This is a genomic window from Micromonospora haikouensis (assembly GCF_000876225.1).
GTDB lineage: Bacteria > Actinomycetota > Actinomycetes > Mycobacteriales > Micromonosporaceae > Micromonospora > Micromonospora haikouensis.
Genome location: NZ_JXSX01000001.1, coordinates 3,185,712 through 3,203,256 on the forward strand (window position 1 = coordinate 3,185,712; position 17,545 = coordinate 3,203,256).

Here is a 17,545-nt window from a genome sequence, read left to right on the forward strand (position 1 = left end):
CTGTCGGACGTTCGGCGTGACGCGGTCGCGCCGGTGCCCAGGATCGCCGCCAACTGTCAGGAAGCTGTGTGCCCGCCGCGTCCGGCCGGCGCTGATCGGCCCGACGCGACCGGCCGGGTTCAGCCGCCGCCGGGGCCGGCCGTCGGCGGCCGGGTGCGCCGCCAGCGGGCGACCAGAGCGTCCCGGCCGGCGGCGTCGATCCGGCCGGTCACCCGCAGCCGGGCCATTCCGCCGTCGGGGAAGATGTCCAGCCGGACGTGGGTGGCGGCCCGGGGCGCGTCGACCGGGAAGCGGTGCCGGGTGTCCGGCCGCAGCCGGGTCTCCGGCAGCAGGGGGAACCACGCCGCCGGGTCGTCGAGGTCGCCGTGGCGCTCGTCGGCGGCGCGCAGCGTGGCCCGGCCCGGGGCGTTGCCCTTGAAGTGGCTGGTGTCCAGGTCCACGAACTGCGCGACCCCCGGCACGCCCAGCCGGACCAGCACCCAGTCGTTGCCGTCGTCGCGGCGGCGGGCGGTCTCCCAGCCCTCGCCCATCACCCGGGCGGGGCCGGGGGCGAGCAGGTTCTGCGGGGCGCCGTAGAACCGGTCGCTGCACGCCTGCACCCGGCCGCCGTGTTCCGTCGCGGCCAGGTCGAGGACGTCGGGCAGCAACCGGGGGTCGGGCACCACGTCCCCGTGCACCCGCAGCCGGGCGACGCCGCCGTCGGGGAAGATGGTGAGCCGCACGTGGGTGACGTGGTGGGGCACGTCGACCGGGAAGACGTTGCGGCTGTCGCCGGCCAGCGGCGAGCGGTCGAGCAGCGGCACCCAGCGCGTCCCGGCTAGCTCGTCCGGCCCCGGGTAGCCGTCGACGGCGCACCCGTCGACGGCGGCGAACGGCGGATAGTTGCCGGTGAAGAAGCTGGTGTCGACGACCAGCAGCCGCACGACGCCCGGCAGGCCGAGCCGGACGATGGCGTGGTCGGAGCCGGGCTCGCGGCGGCGGCGGGTCTCCCAGCCGTCGTAGACCTGGCCCTTCGCGGCGAACGTGCGGGGGGAGAACGTCGGCGGCAGCGGGTCGACCAGGTTGTCCGCGGCGGCGAAGAACTCGTCGTTGGCGGCGACCACGCCGCCGCCGAAGGCGCGTGACGCCAGATCGGGCAGGGCGGCGAGGTCGGCCAGGTCAGCCGGGTCGGGACGGGCGGCCGGTTCGGGACGGCCGCTCATGCCGCACCCGCCCGCACCAGCCGGCCGTGCGGGGCGTCGCCGGTGACCGGTTCGCCGCGCAGCCAGGTGGCCCGCACCACCCCGGTCAGCCGCTGGCCGGCGTACGGCGTCACGGGGTGCCGGTGGCGCAGCAGGCCCGGCTCGACGCGGAAGCCGGCGTCCGCGTCGAAGGCCACCAGGTCCGCGTCGGCGCCCACCGCGATCCGCCCCTTGCCGGGCAGCCCGACCAGGTCGGCCGGGCCGGTGGCCATCCACCGGATGACATCGGAAAGGCCGTGCCCCCGGCGACGGGCCTGGGTCCACACCACCGGCAGGCTGAGCTGCACCGACGCGATGCCGCCCCAGGCGGCGGCGAAGTCACCGGTGTCGGCCCGCTTCAGCTCCGGCAGGCAGGGCGAGTGGTCGCTGACCACGCAGTCCACCGTGCCGTCGGCCAGCGCCGCCCAGAGGCGGTCCTGGTTGTCCCGGTCCCGGATCGGCGGGCAGCACTTGAACTCCGTCGCGCCGTCGGGTACCTGCTCGGCCGCCAACGCGAGGTAGTGCGGGCACGTCTCCACGGTCAGCCGCACGCCGTCGGCCCGCGCGGCGACCAGCTCGGGCAGGGCGCCGACCGACGACAGGTGCAGCACGTGCACGCGGGAGCCGGTGCGGCGGGCGGCGGCCACCACCGTGGCGACGGCCGACCGCTCGGCCTCCGGCGGCCGGGACGCCACGAAGTCGGCGTAGCGCGGCGACGGGGGCGACCCGCGTACCGACCCGGGGTCCTCGGCGTGCACGACGAAGAGCGCGTCGACCGTCGCCAGGGCCCGCTCCAGCAGGCCGGCGTCGACCGGCGGGAACTCCGGCACGCCGGAGTCGACGAGGAACGCCTTGAAGCCGAACACCCCGGCCCGGCGCAGCGCCACGAGGTCGCCGAGGTTGCCCGGCACGACGCCGCCCCAGAACCCGACGTCGACGTGGCAGCGGCCCCGCGCGGCGGCGCGCTTCGTCTCCAGCGCGGCCACGGTGACCGTCGGCGGGACGCTGTTGAGCGGCATGTCGACCAGGGTGGTGACGCCGCCGGCCGCGGCGGCCCGGGTGGCGCTGGCGAAACCCTCCCACTCGGTGCGGCCGGGCTCGTTGACGTGCACGTGCGTGTCCACCAGGCCGGGCAGCAGGGCGACGTCGCCCAGGTCCTCGTCGACGACGGCGTCGAGCGGCGCGTCGTAGCCGGCGAGCGCGGCGATCCGGCCGTCTGCCACGGCGACCGCCGCCGGCCGCTGCCCGTGCGGCAGCACCGCCCGGCGGGAGCGAACCACCAGGTCGTACCTCATCGGGCCCGCTCCAGCAGCCGGCGGTGCGCGCCGGTGGCCGCCCGGGCGAGGGCGTCGGCGTCGGCGGTGCGCAGCTCCGCGTCCTCGACGACGGTCCGGCCGCCGACCAGCAGCAGCGCCAGCGGCGCTGGTGGGCCGAGCACCAGCGCCGCCACCGGGTCGTCGATGCCGGCGTGGCCCAGCCCGTCGACCCGCCAGAGCGCGACGTCGGCGAGCTTGCCCACCTCCAGCGAGCCGATCTCGTCGGCGCGGCCGAGGCACCGCGCCCCGCCCATGGTGCCCAGGGCGAGGGCCTGCCGGGCGGTCAGCGCCGCCGGGCCGCCGCGCAGGCGGGCCGCGTACAGCGCCTGGCGCAGCTCCGCGCCGAGCTGGCCGGCCTCCTGGGAGGCCGCGCCGTCGACGCCGAGGCCCACCGGCACCCCGGCGGCGAGCAGGTCCGGCACGCGGGCGATGCCGGCGCCGAGGCGGGCGTTCGAGCTGGGGCAGTGCGCCACCGCCGTGCCGGTGGCGGCCAGCATCGCCACCGCCGGGTCGGCCAGGTGTACGCCGTGGGCCAGCCACACGTCGTCGCCGAGCCAGCCGAGCTGTTCGGCGTACTCGACCGGGGTGCAGCCGTGGGTGGCGCGGCAGTATTCCTCCTCCTCGACGGTCTCCGCGAGGTGGGTGTGCAGCCGGACCCCCCGCCTCCGGGCCAGCGCGGCGGACTCCCGCATCAGGGTGCCGGTGACCGAGAACGGCGAGCACGGGGCGACGGAGACGCGCAGCATCGAGCCGGGGGACGGGTCGTGGTGGCGGTCGATGGCGGCCTCGGTGGCCAGCAGCGCCGCCTCGGTGCCCTCCACGAGCGAGTCCGGGGGCAGGCCGCCCGCCGACCGGCCGAGGTCCATCGACCCCCGGCACGGCTGGAAGCGCAGCCCGACCAGCCGGGCGGCCTCGATCTCGGCGGCCAGCGGGTCGTCGCCGCCCGGGGGGAACACGTAGTGGTGGTCCGTGCTGGTGGTGCAGCCGGACAGGGCGAGCCAGCCCAGCCCGGCGGCCGCCGCCGCGTGGACGATGTCGGCGTCCAGGTGCGCCCAGACGGGGTAGAGGCTGGTGAGCCAGCCGAACAGGTCCGACTGCTGGGCCAGCCCCCGGGTCACCCACTGGTAGAGGTGGTGGTGGGTGTTGACCAGGCCCGGGGTGGCCAGGCAGCCGGTGCCGTCGACCCGGCGGGCCGACGGGTCCACCGGGCCGGCCGGCCCGGCCCCGACGGCGGCGATCCGCCCGTCGTCGCCGATCACCACGTGCCCGGCGCGGTGCTCGGTGCCGGCGGCGTCGACCGTGGCGACGGCGCAGTTGTCGATGACGATCACGGCGTCACCAGTCGCCGTCGGCCGGGGCGACACCGTCGCGGCCGACGGTGCCCTCGATCACCCCGTACGGCTGGTCGGTGGCGACGAAGACGGCGTTGGGGTTGTCCAGCCCGAACGGCGACAGGTCGACCGGGATGTGGTGCCGGTTGGGCAGCGACAGCTTGATCTCCGCCACCTCCGGCCTGGCCTCCAGCACCCGGCGGCCCATCGCGTACAGGGTCTGCTGCAACGACCTGCTGTACGTCTCGACGAACGCGGCGACCAGCGCCTCGCGCACCTGCCGGTAAGCGGCGTCCCAGTCGGCGTCGGCGTCGAGGTGCCGCCAGCGGGCGTCCACGGCGGTGGCCAGGATCCGGTCGGTGGTCTCCGGCAGCGTCGTGTACTCGTCGCGCACGAAGCCGTGGAACTCGGAGTTCGTGGTGTTCAACAGCACCAGGTCGGTCAGCCCCGACACGACCCGGACGGTCTCGCCGTCGTAGGTGGCCGTCGCGGTGCGGGTCTCCGCGCCGCCGCGCTGGAAGGAGTGCTGCCCGAGCCGCTGCCAGCCGAACTCCCGCACCGCCACCTCGGCGCGCCGGACGGCCGGTTGGCTGTGCACGAAGTGCCGGGCCAGCAGGAGCGCGAACGCCTCGGGGGAGGCGACGCCGTGTTTGCGGGCGAACGCGTACACCGTGTTCTTCTGCGAGTCGGTCGGCAGCACCTGGCTGTTGTCGCCGGTGAGATGGGTGGCGGCCAGGTCGCCGGCGAGGGCGGTGCGCACGTCGAGGTCCCGCAGCGTGTGCCGGTCGCCGTCGCGGACCACGTGGACCACGCGCACCTGGGCCTTGCCGTACCGGTTGGGCCCCAGCACGATTCCCATCTGTCAACTCCCTCGGTAGGTGGTGTAGCCGAACGGGCTGAGCAGCAGCGGCAGGTGCAGGTGCGCCGTGGGGTCGCCGACGGTGAAGGTGAGCACCACCTCCGGGAAGAAGGGATCCGGCCCGAGGTGCCCGTCGAGGCCGAAGACGAGCCGGTACCGGCCGACCCTCCACTGTGCCGCCGGCACCCAGTCGCGCAGCCGGCCGTCGGCGTCGGTGCGGCCGGCGGCGACCTGCCGCCACCGCGTGCCGTCGAGCCGGTCGAGCCGGACGCCGATGCCCGGCGCGGGCGCGCCGACGACCGTGTCCAGCACGTGCGTGGACAGCGGCGCGGTCGCCCCCGCGTCAGGCCGGCCCATCGAGCAGCTTCCTGATCCGCAGCGCGGCGATCTTCGCCAGTTCCCCGCGTACCACCTCCCGTTCGGTGGCCTCGTCGTGCGCCAGCCGGTCCCGGGCGGTGGCGAGCAGCTCCGTGTCGCTGCGGCCGGCGGCGCAGACCAGGAACAGGTGCCCGAAGCGGCGCTCGTACGCCTCGTTGGCCTCGGCGATGGCGGCCCGGGTCCGGGCGGACGCTGCGTCGAGGCCGGACTGTTCGGCGCGCGACCAGCCGTCCTCCCGGCGCTGCCCGGCCGGGCGCTGGCCGATGCGCGGGTGGGCGGTGAGGGCCCGCGCGACCTCCGGCCAGGTCAGCCGCGCGCTGGCGGCCTGCGCCGTGGCCAGCAGCGCGGCCAGGTCCGGGTACGGCCGCCCGGCCGCGACCTCGCGGGCCCAACGGGGCACGGCGCAGCAGGCCAGCAGATCGTCCTCGGCCCGCTGCGGGGCGAGGGCGTTGAACTCCTCGATCCGTGTCACCGGTCGCCTCCCCTGGCCCGCCTCTCGCAGGAGCAGTCAAACAGGCCGGCCGGCGGGGTCGACAGCGCCGCGACGACCAAAACCGCCGGGCTCGCCGGCCCCGCCGTTGTACGTTCGTCCAGCGCCCACCGGGCCCGACCACGCGCAGCCGCAGCCGTTGCCAGGGCGAGCGGGCGCGTCAGCCGTGGATGCTGCCGGTGGCGTCGCGCAGCCGGCCGCCCGCGCGGCCGTGCCGCACCGCGACGAGTTCCGCGGCGATGCTGACCGCGACCTCGGCGGCGTCGCGGCCCCCCACGTCCAGGCCCACGGGGGAGCTCAGCCGGGCCAGCGCCGCCTCGGTGACGCCGGCCTCGCGGAGCCGGCCGAGCCGGTCGTGGTGGGTCCGCCGGGACCCCAGCGCCCCGACGAAGCCCAGCGGGAGGTCGAGGGCCAGCCGCAGCACCGGGACGTCGAACCTGGGGTCGTGGGTGAGCACGCACACGGCGGTGCGCCCGTCCAGCCGCCCCGCCTCGGCCTCGGCCGCGAGGTAGCGGTGCGGCCAGTCGACCACCACCTCCCGGGCCTGCGGGAAGCGGCGCGCGGTGGCGAAGACCGGGCGGGCGTCGCAGACGGTGACCCGGTAGCCGAGGACGACGCCGACGCGGGCCAGCTCGGCCGCCACGTCGATCGCGCCGCACACGATCAGCCGGGGCGGCGGGGGATAGGAGCGCACCAGCACCCGCACCTGTCCCGCCGCGCCGGGACCGGCGGGCGGCAGCCGCACCGGCCCGCTACGGCCCTCGGCCAGCAGCCGGCGGCCGGCGGCCAGCGCCGCCTCGTCCAGCCGGGGGTCGCCGAGGCTGCCGTGGTGGCCGTCCGGCCCGGCGACCATCCGCCGGCCGAGCCGCCCCGGCGGCCCCTGCACGCAGGTCAGCACCGCCACGGCCGTGCCCGCGCGGACGGCACCGGCCAGCACCGGCAGCTCCGCGAAGCCGGCGCGGTCGACCCGCTCGACGTACACCTCGATGGTTCCCCCGCAGGTCAGGCCCGCCGCGAACGCGTCGGCACCGGTCACCCCGAAGCGCAGCAGCGCGGGCCGCCCGGTGCGCACGGCCTGGCGGCAGGACTCGTGCAGCGCGGCCTCGACGCAGCCGCCGGAGACGCTGCCGGTGACCGCGCCGTCCGGGCCGACCAGCATCGCGGTGCCGGCCGGGTGGGGCGCGCTGCGCCAGGTCTCGACGACGGTGGCCAGGCCGACGGCGTCGCCGTCGGCGCAGCGGCGCACCAGCTCGGCGAGCACCTCATCCACGGCCCGGCCGCCCGTCGGCGGCGGCGGACCCGGTGGCGGAGGTCGGCGTGGCGGCGAGGGCGAGCCCGGCGGCGGCGGTCGGTGTGGCGGCGGCGGGGGCGGCGGGCGGGACGTCGAGGTCGGCGTCGTCGGCCACGTCGGCGCACGGCACGATCCGCACCCGGTCGAGCCGTTGCCGCAGGTAGCTGCCCGCGCCGCTGTCACCGACGGCGCAGGCGCACACGCCGGCCCAGTGCTCCCGGCCCAGCAGCACCGGATGACCCCGGCGGCCCGGCCCGTAGCCGGCCGTGGCCAGGCACGCCGGGGTGGCGCCGGCCGCGACCCGCCGCACCGCCTCGGCGGAGACGCCCGGCATGTCGACCAGCAGCACCACCACGGCCACCGCCTCGGTGCCGGCCAGCGCCCGCAGCCCCACCCGCAGCGAGGAGCCCAGCCCGGTGGCCCACCGGGGGTTGCCCACCACCCGGGCGGCGGAGAGGTCGGCGTCGGCGCGGACCCGGTCGGCCGCCGCGCCGAGCACCACCAGCGCCGGCGAGCAGCCGGCCCCGACGAGGGTACGCACCGCGCGTTCCACCAGCAGCGAGCCGCGGTGGTGCACGAGCGCCTTGGGCCTGCCGTAGCGGCGGCCGGCGCCGGCGGCGAGCACCAGCCCGGCGACGGCGGGGGGCGAACCGGGGGTACGGGACAGCTGCACGACGTCTCCCTCGCGCCGGGTGGAGCGCCCACGCCCGCCGATGGCCCGCGCCGGGCCACGGGCGGTCCCGGCGCGGCGCGGCCCGAACGGCGTCGGACCGGCCCACCATGCGGAGCGGGCCGGGAGGCTGTCAAGGGTGTCCGCCCCCGGCCCGGCCCCGCCCGCCCCGGTTTGGAGCTTCGTCCAACCGGGACGGTCCCGCCCCCCGGCCGCGTTGTCGCCGGCGCGCATTGTCGGGCCGGCGGCCGGGTTGCTTGGATTCCCCTGAACGGCCACCGCCGCCGGCCCGCCCCCGTACCCCGGGCGCTTCGGCCGGCGGCATCCGCCCCCAACGAAAGCGCGATGCCTGTGGACCTGTTCACCGTGCAGGACGTGATCGCCGCGGACGCCGACGCGTGGCGGGAGGGCGACCGCTGGCTCGGCGGCGGCACCCACCTCTTCGCGCAGCCGCAACCGCAGGTCCGCCGGCTGCGCGACCTCACCGCCCTGGGCTGGCCCCCGCTGCGGGTCAGCCCCGACCCGGACGAGCCGGGCCTCGACGTCGCCGCGACCTGCACCGTCGCCGAGCTGTCCCGGTACGCGCCGCCGCCGTGCTGGCCGTCGCTGGGCCCGCTGATCCGGGGCTGCTGCGACGCGTTCCTCGCCTCGTTCAAGGTGTGGAACGTCGCGACGGTCGGCGGGAACCTCTGCGCGGCGCTGCCGGCCGGGCCGATGATCTCGCTGGTCACCGCCGCCGCGGGGAGCTGCCTGATCCGGGACCTGGCCGGGCGGCGACGGCGCGTGCCGGCGACCGGGCTGGTCCGCGACGTGGGCGTCACGGTGCTGCGCCCGGACGAGTACCTGCACACGATCCGCCTGCCCGCGCGGGTGCTGGGCGGCCGGTTCGCGCTGCGGCGGGCGTCGCTGCACCCGCTCGGCCGTTCGGCGGCGCTCGTCGTCGGTCACCGGGACTCCGACACCGGGGCGTTCACCATCACCGTGACCGCCGCCACCCGGCGGCCGGTCGGCGTCGCCCTGCCCGGCCCGCCCCGGCCGGGTGAGCTGGCCGAGCTGCTGGACGCCCGGATCCCCGCCGGGGACTGGTACGACGACGTGCACGGCCTGCCGGCGTGGCGGCGGCGGATGACCCTGCGACTGGCCGAGCAGGTCCGCGCCGAGCTGGCACGGGCGACGGCGCGGTGAGCGTACGGGTGAACGGCCAGCCGTGCGCCGTCGCGCCGACCGGCGGCCAGTGCCTGCGCGGCTACCTGCGGGAACAGGGCTGGTTCGGGGTGAAGAAGGGCTGCGACACCGGCGACTGCGGGGCGTGCACGGTGCACGTCGACGGCGTGCCGGTGCACAGTTGCCTCTATCCCGCCGTGCGGGCCGTCGGCCGCGAGGTGACCACCATCGAGGGCGTCGCCGCGGTGCCCGGCGGGGCCGAGACGCAACGGCGGTTCCTCGACGCCCAGGGCTTCCAGTGCGGCTTCTGCACCGCCGGGTTCATCATGACCGCCGTCGCCCTCGACGAGGCGCAGCGCGCCGACCTGCCCGCCGCGCTGAAGGGCAACCTGTGCCGGTGCACCGGGTACCGGTCGATCGCCGACGCGCTGCACGGCGTCCGCACCACCGAGGACGCGGCACCGGGCGAGGCGGTGGGCCGTAACCTGCCGGCCCCGGCCGGGCCCGACATCGTCACCGGCGCGGCCCGGTTCACCGCCGACGTCTCGGTGCCCGGCCTGGCCCACGTCCGGCTGGTCCGCTCCCCGCTGCCGCACGCCCGGATCGTCGACATCGACGCGAGCGCGGCCCTGGCCGTGCCCGGCGTGCTCGCCGTCCTCACCCACCGGGACGCCCCGGCGACGCTCTTCTCCACCGCCCAGCACGAGAACCCCGACGACGACCCGGCCGACACCCGGGTCCTCGACGACGTGGTCCGGCACGTCGGGCAGCGGGTCGCCGCCGTGGTCGCCGAGACCGAGGCCGCCGCCGAGCAGGGCTGCGCCCTGGTCCGCGTCGACTACCGGCCGCTGCCCGCCGTCACCGACCCCGAGCGGGCGATGCGGGCGGGCGCGCCGGCGATCCACGGCGACAAGGGCGCGCGGTCCCGGATCGCCCGACCGGCCGGCAACGTGGCCGCCGAGCTGCACGGCGGGTGCGGCGACGTCGCCGCCGGGTTCGCCGCCGCCGACGTGGTGTACGAGGAGACGTTCCGCACCCAGCGGGTGCAGCACGCGCACCTGGAGACGCACTGCGCCATCGTGTCGTTCGACCCGGACGGGCGGATCGTCGTGCGCAGCAGCACCCAGACGCCGTTCCTCACCCGGCGGGCCCTCGCCCGCATCTTCGACCTGCCGGCCGAGCGGATCCGGGTGGTCGCCGGCCGGGTCGGCGGCGGTTTCGGCGGCAAGCAGGAGATGCTGGTCGAGGACGTGGCGCTGCTCGCCGCGCTGCGCACCGGGCGGCCGGTGAAGCTGGAGTTCACCCGGGCCGAGCAGTTCACGGCCGCCACCACCCGGCACCCGTTCACCGTCCGGGTCCGCGTCGGCGGCCGGCGCGACGGGACGCTGACCGCGCTGCGGCTGCGGGTGGTCTCGGACACCGGCGCGTACGGCAACCACGGCCCGGGGGTGCTCTTCCACGGCTGCGCGGAGTCGGTGGCCGTCTACCGGTGCCCCGCCACGCGCATCGACGCCTTCGCGGTCTACACCAACACCGTCCCGGCCGGGGCCTTCCGGGGGTACGGCCTCGGCCAGGTCTCCTTCGCCGTCGAGTCCGCCGTCGACGAGCTTGCCCGCCGGCTGGGCGTCGCGCCGGAGGAGTTCCGCGCCCGCAACGTCGTCCGCGACGGCGACGACCTGGTCACCCCGGCCGGCCACGCGGCCGACCTCGCGATCCGCAGCTACGGCCTGGACCAGTGCCTCGACGTCGTCCGCTCGGCGGCGGCGCGGCCGGGCACCGGGGCCGGCGCGCCGGCCGGATGGCTGGTCGGCGAGGGATCCGCTGTGGCCATGATCGCGACCGGGCCGCCGGGGGGACACCACGGCCGGGCCCGACTGAGCCTCACCCCGGCCGGCGGCTACCAGCTCGACGTGGGGACGGCCGAGTTCGGCAACGGCTCCACCACGGTCCACCGGCAGATCGCCGCCGACGTGCTGGGGGCCACAGTGGACCGGATCCGGGTCCGGCAGTCGGACACGGCGCTGGTCGGGCACGACACCGGCGCGTTCGCCTCCACCGCCACGACGGTGGCGGGCACCGCCGTGCTCCGGGCGGCCACCGCGCTGCGCGCGCTGCTGCTCGACCTCGCGGCCGGGGCCCGCCCCGGCGCCGACCCCGCCGGCCTGCGGCTGGGCCCCGACGCCGTCCACGGCGGCGGCGCGCCGCTGCCCCTGGCCGACCTGCACCGGCTGGCCGCCGCCCGGGGCGTCCCGCCGACCGCCGCCGGGCACGCCGACGGTGCCGAGCGGTCGGTGGCGTTCAACGTCCACTGGTTCCGCGTCGCCGTCGACCCCGAGACCGGCGAGATCAGGGTGCTGCGCAGCGTGCACGCCGCGGACGCCGGCACGGTGCTGAACCCGATGCAGTGCCGCGCCCAGGTCGAGGGGGGCGTGGCGCAGGCCCTCGGCGCCACCCTCGCCGAGCACGTCCGCCTCGACGCCGGCGGCCGGGTGACCACCACCGGCTTCCGCGACTACCACCTGCCGACCTTCGCCGACGTGCCGCGTACGGAGGTGCACTTCGCGCGCACCGCCGACCCGGTGGGGCCGGCCGGGGCGAAGTCGATGAGCGAGAGCCCGTTCAACCCGGTCGCCGCGGCCATGGCCAACGCGCTGCGCGACGCGACCGGGGTCCGCTTCACCGAGCTGCCGTTCACCCGCGACCGGGTGTGGCACCGTCTGTCCGGTCAGGACGGCCGCCGCGTTCCGCCGTGAGCCGCGAGGATCGGACACGTAACCGAAACCTCACCGTCCTACCGTGTGCCGATCGGGTTCCTCGACGACGGGGATGACGATGCTGCTGCGCGACGCGCTGGCCCTACCGGCCCTCAGGCTGACCCTGCTCACCGGCGGCGACGGGCTGGACCGGCCGGTGACCCAGGTCTTCGTCACCGACCTGCCCGACCCCCGCCGCTACCTCCGCGGCGGGGAGGTGGTGCTCACCGGCCTGATGTGGCGGCGGGGGGCCACGGACGCCGAGACCTTCGTCCGGTCCTGCGCCACGGCCCGGGTCACCGCGATCGGCGCCGGTCACGCGGCTCTCGGCCGGGTGCCGGCCGACCTGGTCGAGGCGTGCCGCCGGCACGACGTGCCCCTGTTCGAGGTTCCGGTGGAGGTGTCCTTCCGCGAGGTCATCGAGGCGTTCGCGCCGTCGGTGTGGAAGCAGCGGGCGACCGGGCTGGCCACCATGCTCGGCCGGCAGCGGGGGGTGGTCGCCGCGATGGCCGCGGGGGCCCGGCTGCCCGACCTGCTCCCGGCCATCGCCGCCGACCTGGGCGTACGCTGCTGGTTGCTCTCGCCCGCCGGCCGGCTGATCGCCGGCACCGCCCCGCTGCCGGCCCCGGCCGCCCGGGAGCTGTGCACCGCCTTCCTGACAGCCACCCGGCTGCCGACGACCACCCGGGTCGACGGGGCCCGGGTGTCGGTCACCGCGATCACCGGATCCCCGGAGCACCGGATGGCGTCCTGGCTGCTCGCCTGCGCCCCGGCCGGCGCGCACGTGCCGGACGGGGCGCACCGCCCGGCCGCGGCGCTCCCGCCGGCCGGGCCGGAGCCTGGCGGGGACGACGTGCTGGCCGAGCTGGTCGACGTGGTCGCCCTGGAACGGACCCAGGCCGACGAGGCCGAGCGGGTCGAGCAGCGCCTGGCCGACCAGGTGGGGCGGGCGCTGGCCGGCGACGGCGACGAGGCCGACCTGCGGGCCCGGCTGCGGGCCTGCGGGCTGGCGCCGGACCGGGGCTTCGTGGCGCTGGCCGCGACCCTGACCGGCCTGCGGACGCCCCCGGCGCTGGCCCTGGCGGTGCTGCGCGAGACGATCCGCACCACGGGCCTGCCGGCGGCCGTGACGGCGGCGCTGCCCGGTGACGCGCCGGACGGGACCCTGCTGGCGGTGGTGGGCGACGCCGCGTCCGGGCCGACCGCCGCGAGCGTGGCCGGCGCGTTCCGCGACGCCCTCGACGTCCTGGCGGCCGGGCTGGGCACCGGGCGTCTCTCGGTCGGGATCAGCACCGCCGGCCGGGCCGCCACGGCGCTGCCGGGTCTCGTGCAGGAGGCCACCCACGCCCTGCGCGCGGCGGCGGCCCGACCCGGGCCGGTGGCCGTGGTCCGCTCCGACGAGGTGGCCTCCCACCTGATGCTGCTCGCCGGGGTGCCGGCCGACACCCAGCGCGCCTTCCGGGCCCGGCTGCTGGACCCGCTGACCGGCTACGACCGGCAGCACGGCACGGAGCTGGTGCACACCCTGAACGCGTTCCTGTCCGCCAACGGCGCCTGGCGGCGGTGCGCCGAGTCGCTGCACGTGCACGTCAACACCCTGCGGTACCGGATCGGTCAGATCGAGCGGCTCACCGGCCGCGACCTCGACCGGTTCGCCGACCGGGTGGACCTCTTCCTGGCCCTGCGGCTGGGCGGGCCGTCCGGTTCCTGACCCCGGCGGCCGGCGCCGACCGACCGGGGCGGCGCCCGGCCGGCGGCCAACCGCGCGGCCGCAGACGTACCTCGATGGGATCTGCTGAAACCTGCGGCCCGCCTCGCGCGTCATCAGATCGAGTCGAGCGAGGACCGCCAGCCGGCAGGGCTGGCCGGTCTCGGCCGGGGCCTCGGGGAGCCGGGGCAGTGGGGAGGTAACGGTGTTGGTGCGTAGGTGGCTCGCCGGGGCGGGCCTGGCGGTGTTGACCGGTGCCGCCGCGACGCTCTACGGCGCGCTGTCCGCGTCCGCGGGCGACACCGCGCCGGCCGGGGTGGCGCCGGCGCCGGTGGCGGCGGGGGTGGCACCGCCCGGGGCCGCGGCCCCGGCGGCACCGGCGGCGCGGGCGAGCACGGACCCGGTCCTGTCGGGCAAGCGCCGGGTCACCATCGTCCGGGTGGGGTCGTTCGAGTCGGGGCTGTCCCTGCTCGACGGCGGGCGGCTGGCCGAGGTGGACGACGACCGTGGCCGGCAGGTCTTCGTGCCGACCCCGCTGGGCGCGGGGGAGTACCTGATCAAGGCGTACTACGGCGGCGGCACCGGGAAGCCGGTCTGCTGGCAGGCGCGCAACCCGAACAACGGCCAGCCGCTGTACGTCGCCGGTGCCACCTGCCGGGCGGACGACCCGGCGCAGCGGTTCGCCATCGCGCCCGCCCCCGGCGGCGGGGCGCGCGAGTACCTGGTCAGCAACCGGTGGGCGTACCTGCGCGACTCGGCGCGGTCCGGGCTGATCCTGGAGGAGCTGGGCGACGCCCCGCCGGTCAGCAGCTTCCGGTTCAACGACACGGGGCCCGCCCCGCGCCGGTGACCCCCGTCGGCGGCCCGGCCGGCCGTTCCCCCGCCGGGCCGCCGACGTCACCCGGGAGGACCCCATTTCCGGAACCGACCAGCTCTGGTGGAGACTTTGACCGATGCGTGACGCCGCGGAGTTCGACGCCTTCTACTCCGCGTCCGCCCACCGGGTGCTGGGACAGTTGTACGCGATGGTCGGCAACCGGGCCGAGGCCGAGGACGCGGTGGCCGAGGCGTACGCCCGGGCCTGGGACCGCTGGGCCGCGGTGCGCGGGTGCGACAGCCCGGAGGCGTGGGTACGCCGGGTGGCGTACCGGGTGGCGGTCAGCGCCTGGCGCAAGACCGTCAACCGGATGCGTGCCCACCGCCGGGAGGCCACCGAGCAACGCGTCGACGCGGCCTCGGTCGACCACGTCGCGATCGTGGCCGCGCTGCGGCACATTCCCGCCGAGCAACGCCGGGCCGTGGTGCTGTACCACCTGGTCGGGCTGAGCGTGGCCGAGATCGCGGCGGAGGTCGGCACCAACGAGAACACCGTCAAGACGCGGCTGGCCCGGGGCCGTCGGGCCCTCGCCGCACACCTGACCGAACCGGAGCACCACGGCGTGGACGAAAGGGCGCGGTCATGAGTTCTGACAACCAGCTCGCCGACGCCCTGCGGGCGCTGGCGGGCCACGGCGGGCAGGGGACGGTCCCCGCCGCCGCCGACGTCCGGCGGCGCGGCGACGCCCGCCGCCGGCGGCGACGGGCCGCGTCGGTGTCGCTCGCCGCCCTCGCCGTCGCCGCGCTCGGCGCGGGTGTCGCCCTCGCCGGGTCCGGTGGCCGGCCGCACCCCGTCCCGATCGGGCCGGCGGGCCCCACCTCCGCCCCGGTCGCGTCGCCCTGGCCGGACCCCACGTCGCCGGGGCCGGACCGCACCTCGCCCGCGCCGGAGCGCACGTCGTCCGGGCCGGAGCGCACGTCGTCCGGGCCGACCGGCGGCACGTCCGCCCCGCCCACCGGATCGTCCGGCCCGCCTGCCGGCCCCCCGGGTGGCGACCCGGTGCTGTCCGGGCAGCGTCAGGTCACCGTCGTCCGGGTGGCCGCCTCGGCGGGCGGCGTGTCGCTGCTCGACGGCGGCCGGCTGGCCGAGGTCGACGGCGACGAGGGCCGCCAGCTGTTCGTCTTCGCGCCGCTGGGGGACACCTACCAGATCCGCGCCGCAGAGCCCGGCCCCGACGGGGCCGACACCTGCTGGGAGGTCCGGTCGTCGGGCAGCGAGCCGCTGCGGGTCGAGGCGGCCGGATGCGCGCGGGACGAACCGAGGCAGCGGTTCACGGTCGTCCGCGACGGCTCGGCGTACGCGATCAGCAGCCAGTCGGCGTACCTGCAGTTCTCGCCGACGTGGGGACTGATCCTGGAGGAGGCCGGCGACGCGGCCGTGACCACCCGGTTCCGGCTGGTCGACAACGGCTCCGCGCCGGGCTGACCGGCCGGGGAGGGGCTGCGCCGGGCCGCTACGACCGCTGCCGTCGCAGGTCGAGCGCGATGTCGACGATCATGTCCTCCTGGCCACCGACCAACTTCCGCCGGCCCACCTCGACGAGGATGCTGCGGGTGTCGAGGCCGTACTCGGCGGCGGCGGCCTCGGCGTGGCGCAGGAAGCTGGAGTAGACCCCGGCGTACCCGAGGGTCAGCGTCTCGCGGTCGACGCGCACCGGACGGTCCTGGAGCGGGCGGACGATGTCGTCGGCGGCGTCCATGAGCGCGAACAGGTCGCAGCCGTGCTCCCAGCCGGTGAGGTCGGCGACGGCGACGAACGCCTCGATCGGGCAGTTCCCGGCACCGGCGCCCTGGCCCGCCAGGGACGCGTCGACCCGGTACACCCCCTCCTCGACGGCGGCGACCGAGTTGGCCACGCCGAGGCCGAGGTTGTGGTGGGCGTGGATGCCGATCTGGGTCTCCGGCGCGAGCACGTCGCGGTACGCGCGCACGCGCTCCCGGACGCCGTCCATCGTCAGCCGGCCCCCGGAGTCGGTGACGTAGACGCAGTGCGCCCCCGCCGCCTCCATGATCCTCGCCTGCTCGGCGAGCAGCTTCGGCGGCGCCATGTGCGACATCATCAGGAAGCCCGAGACGTCCATGCCCAGCTCCCGCGCGGCGGCGATGTGCTGGTTGGCGATGTCGGCCTCGGTGCAGTGGGTGGCGATGCGGATCGAACGGACGCCGTGGTCCCAGGCCTTCCGCAGCTCGCGCACGGTGCCGATGCCGGGCAGCAGGAGGCCGGTGAGGGTCGCCCGGCGCACCACCTCGGCGGCGGCCTCGATCCACTCCCAGTCGGTGTGCGCCCCGGGGCCGTAGTTGATGCTGCTGCCGGCGAGCCCGTCGCCGTGCGACACCTCGATCGCGGCGACGCCGGCGGCGTCCAGGGCCGCGGCGACGGCCCGGACCTGGTCGAGGGTGTAGCGGTGCCGGATGGCGTGCATGCCGTCGCGGAGGGTGACGTCCTGGACGTAGATCCGGGTGCTCATCGGGCCGCCACCGCCGTCGCCAGTCGCTCGCCGACCTGCCGCGCGGCGGAGGTCATGATGTCCAGGTTGCCCGCGTACGTCGGCAGGTAGTGGCCCGCCCCCTCCACCTCCAGGAACACGCTGACCACCCAGCGGTCGCGGGGTGGGGCGTGCGGGACGAGGTCGGCTTCCGGGCTGCTCGCCGTGATCCGGCGGAACTGGACGTCCTGCTTGAGCCGGTACCCGGGCACGTACGCCCGGACCTTCTCGGCCATGGCCAGCACCGCCGCCGTGACCGCGTCGCGGTCGCAGTCGTCGACGACGCAGAAGACGGTGTCGCGCATGATCAGCGGCGGCTCGGCGGGGTTCAGCACGATGATCGCCTTGCCGCGCCGGACCCCGCCCACCTGCTCGATCGCCCGGGAGGTGGTCTCGGTGAACTCGTCGATGTTGGCCCGGGTGCCGGGGCCGGCCGAGCGCGACGAGATCGAGGCGACGATCTCGGCGTAGTGCGTGGTGGCGGCCGAGGAGATCGCGGCGACCATCGGGATGGTCGCCTGCCCGCCGCAGGTCACCATGTTCAGGTTGCGGGCGCCGAGGTGCTCGTCGAGGTTGACCGGCGGCACCACGTACGGGCCGATCGCCGCCGGCGTCAGGTCGACGAGCGTGAGGTCGGCCCCCCGCAGGGCGGCGTCGTTGGCGATGTGGGCCTGCGCCGACGTGGCGTCGAACACGATCCGGACGTCGCCGAAGTCGGGATGGTCGAGCAGCCCCCGCACGCCGGTCGGGACGACCGGCACGCCGAGCCGCGCCGCCCGCGCCAGCCCGTCGGAGCGGGGGTCGATGCCGACGAGGGCGGCGACCTCCATCGTCTCCGACCCCCGCAGGATCTTGATCATCAGGTCGGTGCCGATGTTGCCGGAGCCGATGATGGCGACCTTCGTCTTGGGCATGTCTCCTGCTCCTTGGCCTGGGACGAAACGGACACCCCGGCCGTTCCGCCCGGCGGGACGACCATGCCGGCGCTGGCGCACCCGGCATC

16 protein-coding genes are annotated in these 17,545 nt (G+C 77.0%); 6 read left to right on the top strand and 10 right to left on the bottom strand.

Going from position 1 to position 17,545, the window contains the following annotated elements:
- Positions 1 to 119: 119 nt before the first annotated feature.
- The 8 genes from alc to TK50_RS13155 all read right to left on the bottom strand — a co-directional run bounded on the left by alc (position 120) and on the right by TK50_RS13155 (position 7,558).
- Entirely contained in the window at positions 120 to 1,202 is a 1,083-nt protein-coding gene (gene alc, locus TK50_RS13120; RefSeq protein ID WP_082106280.1) for an allantoicase, read from the bottom strand.
- Entirely contained in the window at positions 1,199 to 2,515 is a 1,317-nt protein-coding gene (allB, locus tag TK50_RS13125) for an allantoinase AllB (RefSeq protein WP_043963004.1), read from the bottom strand. Before allB ends, alc begins: the two co-directional genes overlap by 4 nt.
- Positions 2,512 to 3,867, bottom strand: coding sequence for an 8-oxoguanine deaminase (locus TK50_RS13130; protein ID WP_043964429.1), 1,356 nt, complete (start codon positions 3,865 to 3,867; stop codon positions 2,512 to 2,514). Before TK50_RS13130 ends, allB begins: the two co-directional genes overlap by 4 nt.
- A gap of 4 nt (positions 3,868 to 3,871) precedes the next feature.
- A complete protein-coding gene (gene pucL / locus TK50_RS13135; RefSeq protein WP_043963005.1) occupies positions 3,872 to 4,726 on the bottom strand; it encodes a factor-independent urate hydroxylase in 855 nt (284 codons plus the stop codon).
- A gap of 3 nt (positions 4,727 to 4,729) precedes the next feature.
- Entirely contained in the window at positions 4,730 to 5,083 is a 354-nt protein-coding gene (uraH, locus tag TK50_RS13140) for a hydroxyisourate hydrolase (protein ID WP_043963006.1), read from the bottom strand.
- Complete coding sequence (uraD, locus tag TK50_RS13145; RefSeq protein ID WP_241773980.1) at positions 5,070 to 5,576, bottom strand: 2-oxo-4-hydroxy-4-carboxy-5-ureidoimidazoline decarboxylase; 507 nt, start codon at positions 5,574 to 5,576, stop codon at positions 5,070 to 5,072. Before uraD ends, uraH begins: the two co-directional genes overlap by 14 nt.
- 178 nt (positions 5,577 to 5,754) lie before the next feature.
- Positions 5,755 to 6,864: an XdhC family protein gene (locus TK50_RS13150; protein WP_043963007.1), complete on the bottom strand. Its 1,110-nt coding sequence runs from the start codon at positions 6,862 to 6,864 to the stop codon at positions 5,755 to 5,757.
- Complete coding sequence (locus tag TK50_RS13155) at positions 6,857 to 7,558, bottom strand: nucleotidyltransferase family protein (protein ID WP_241773981.1); 702 nt, start codon at positions 7,556 to 7,558, stop codon at positions 6,857 to 6,859. Before TK50_RS13155 ends, TK50_RS13150 begins: the two co-directional genes overlap by 8 nt.
- A gap of 342 nt (positions 7,559 to 7,900) precedes the next feature.
- On the opposite strand from TK50_RS13155, the gene TK50_RS13160 reads away from it, so the two are divergent.
- From TK50_RS13160 to TK50_RS13185, 6 genes are all read left to right on the top strand, one after another.
- A complete protein-coding gene (locus TK50_RS13160; protein WP_241773982.1) occupies positions 7,901 to 8,740 on the top strand; it encodes an FAD binding domain-containing protein in 840 nt (279 codons plus the stop codon).
- A complete protein-coding gene (locus tag TK50_RS13165; protein WP_043963011.1) occupies positions 8,737 to 11,472 on the top strand; it encodes a molybdopterin-dependent oxidoreductase in 2,736 nt (911 codons plus the stop codon). Before TK50_RS13160 ends, TK50_RS13165 begins: the two co-directional genes overlap by 4 nt.
- A gap of 43 nt (positions 11,473 to 11,515) precedes the next feature.
- Positions 11,516 to 13,183 (top strand): PucR family transcriptional regulator, encoded by a 1,668-nt coding sequence (locus TK50_RS13170; protein WP_199486017.1) that lies wholly within the window; start codon positions 11,516 to 11,518, stop codon positions 13,181 to 13,183.
- 202 nt (positions 13,184 to 13,385) lie between these two features.
- Entirely contained in the window at positions 13,386 to 14,030 is a 645-nt protein-coding gene (locus TK50_RS13175; RefSeq protein ID WP_043963012.1) for a hypothetical protein, read from the top strand.
- 103 nt (positions 14,031 to 14,133) lie between these two features.
- Positions 14,134 to 14,643, top strand: coding sequence for an RNA polymerase sigma factor (locus tag TK50_RS13180; RefSeq protein WP_043963013.1), 510 nt, complete (start codon positions 14,134 to 14,136; stop codon positions 14,641 to 14,643).
- A complete protein-coding gene (locus TK50_RS13185; protein WP_043963014.1) occupies positions 14,640 to 15,482 on the top strand; it encodes a hypothetical protein in 843 nt (280 codons plus the stop codon). The genes TK50_RS13180 and TK50_RS13185 overlap by 4 nt, the downstream gene beginning before the upstream one ends.
- A gap of 28 nt (positions 15,483 to 15,510) precedes the next feature.
- Here TK50_RS13185 and dmpG read toward each other — a convergent pair whose 3' ends face one another.
- Both dmpG and TK50_RS13195 read right to left on the bottom strand, forming a co-directional pair.
- Positions 15,511 to 16,524, bottom strand: coding sequence for a 4-hydroxy-2-oxovalerate aldolase (gene dmpG / locus TK50_RS13190; protein ID WP_043963015.1), 1,014 nt, complete (start codon positions 16,522 to 16,524; stop codon positions 15,511 to 15,513).
- Positions 16,521 to 17,456, bottom strand: a complete 936-nt coding sequence (locus tag TK50_RS13195) for an acetaldehyde dehydrogenase (acetylating) (protein ID WP_043963016.1) — start codon at positions 17,454 to 17,456, stop codon at positions 16,521 to 16,523. The genes dmpG and TK50_RS13195 overlap by 4 nt, the downstream gene beginning before the upstream one ends.
- Positions 17,457 to 17,545 lie beyond the last annotated feature (89 nt).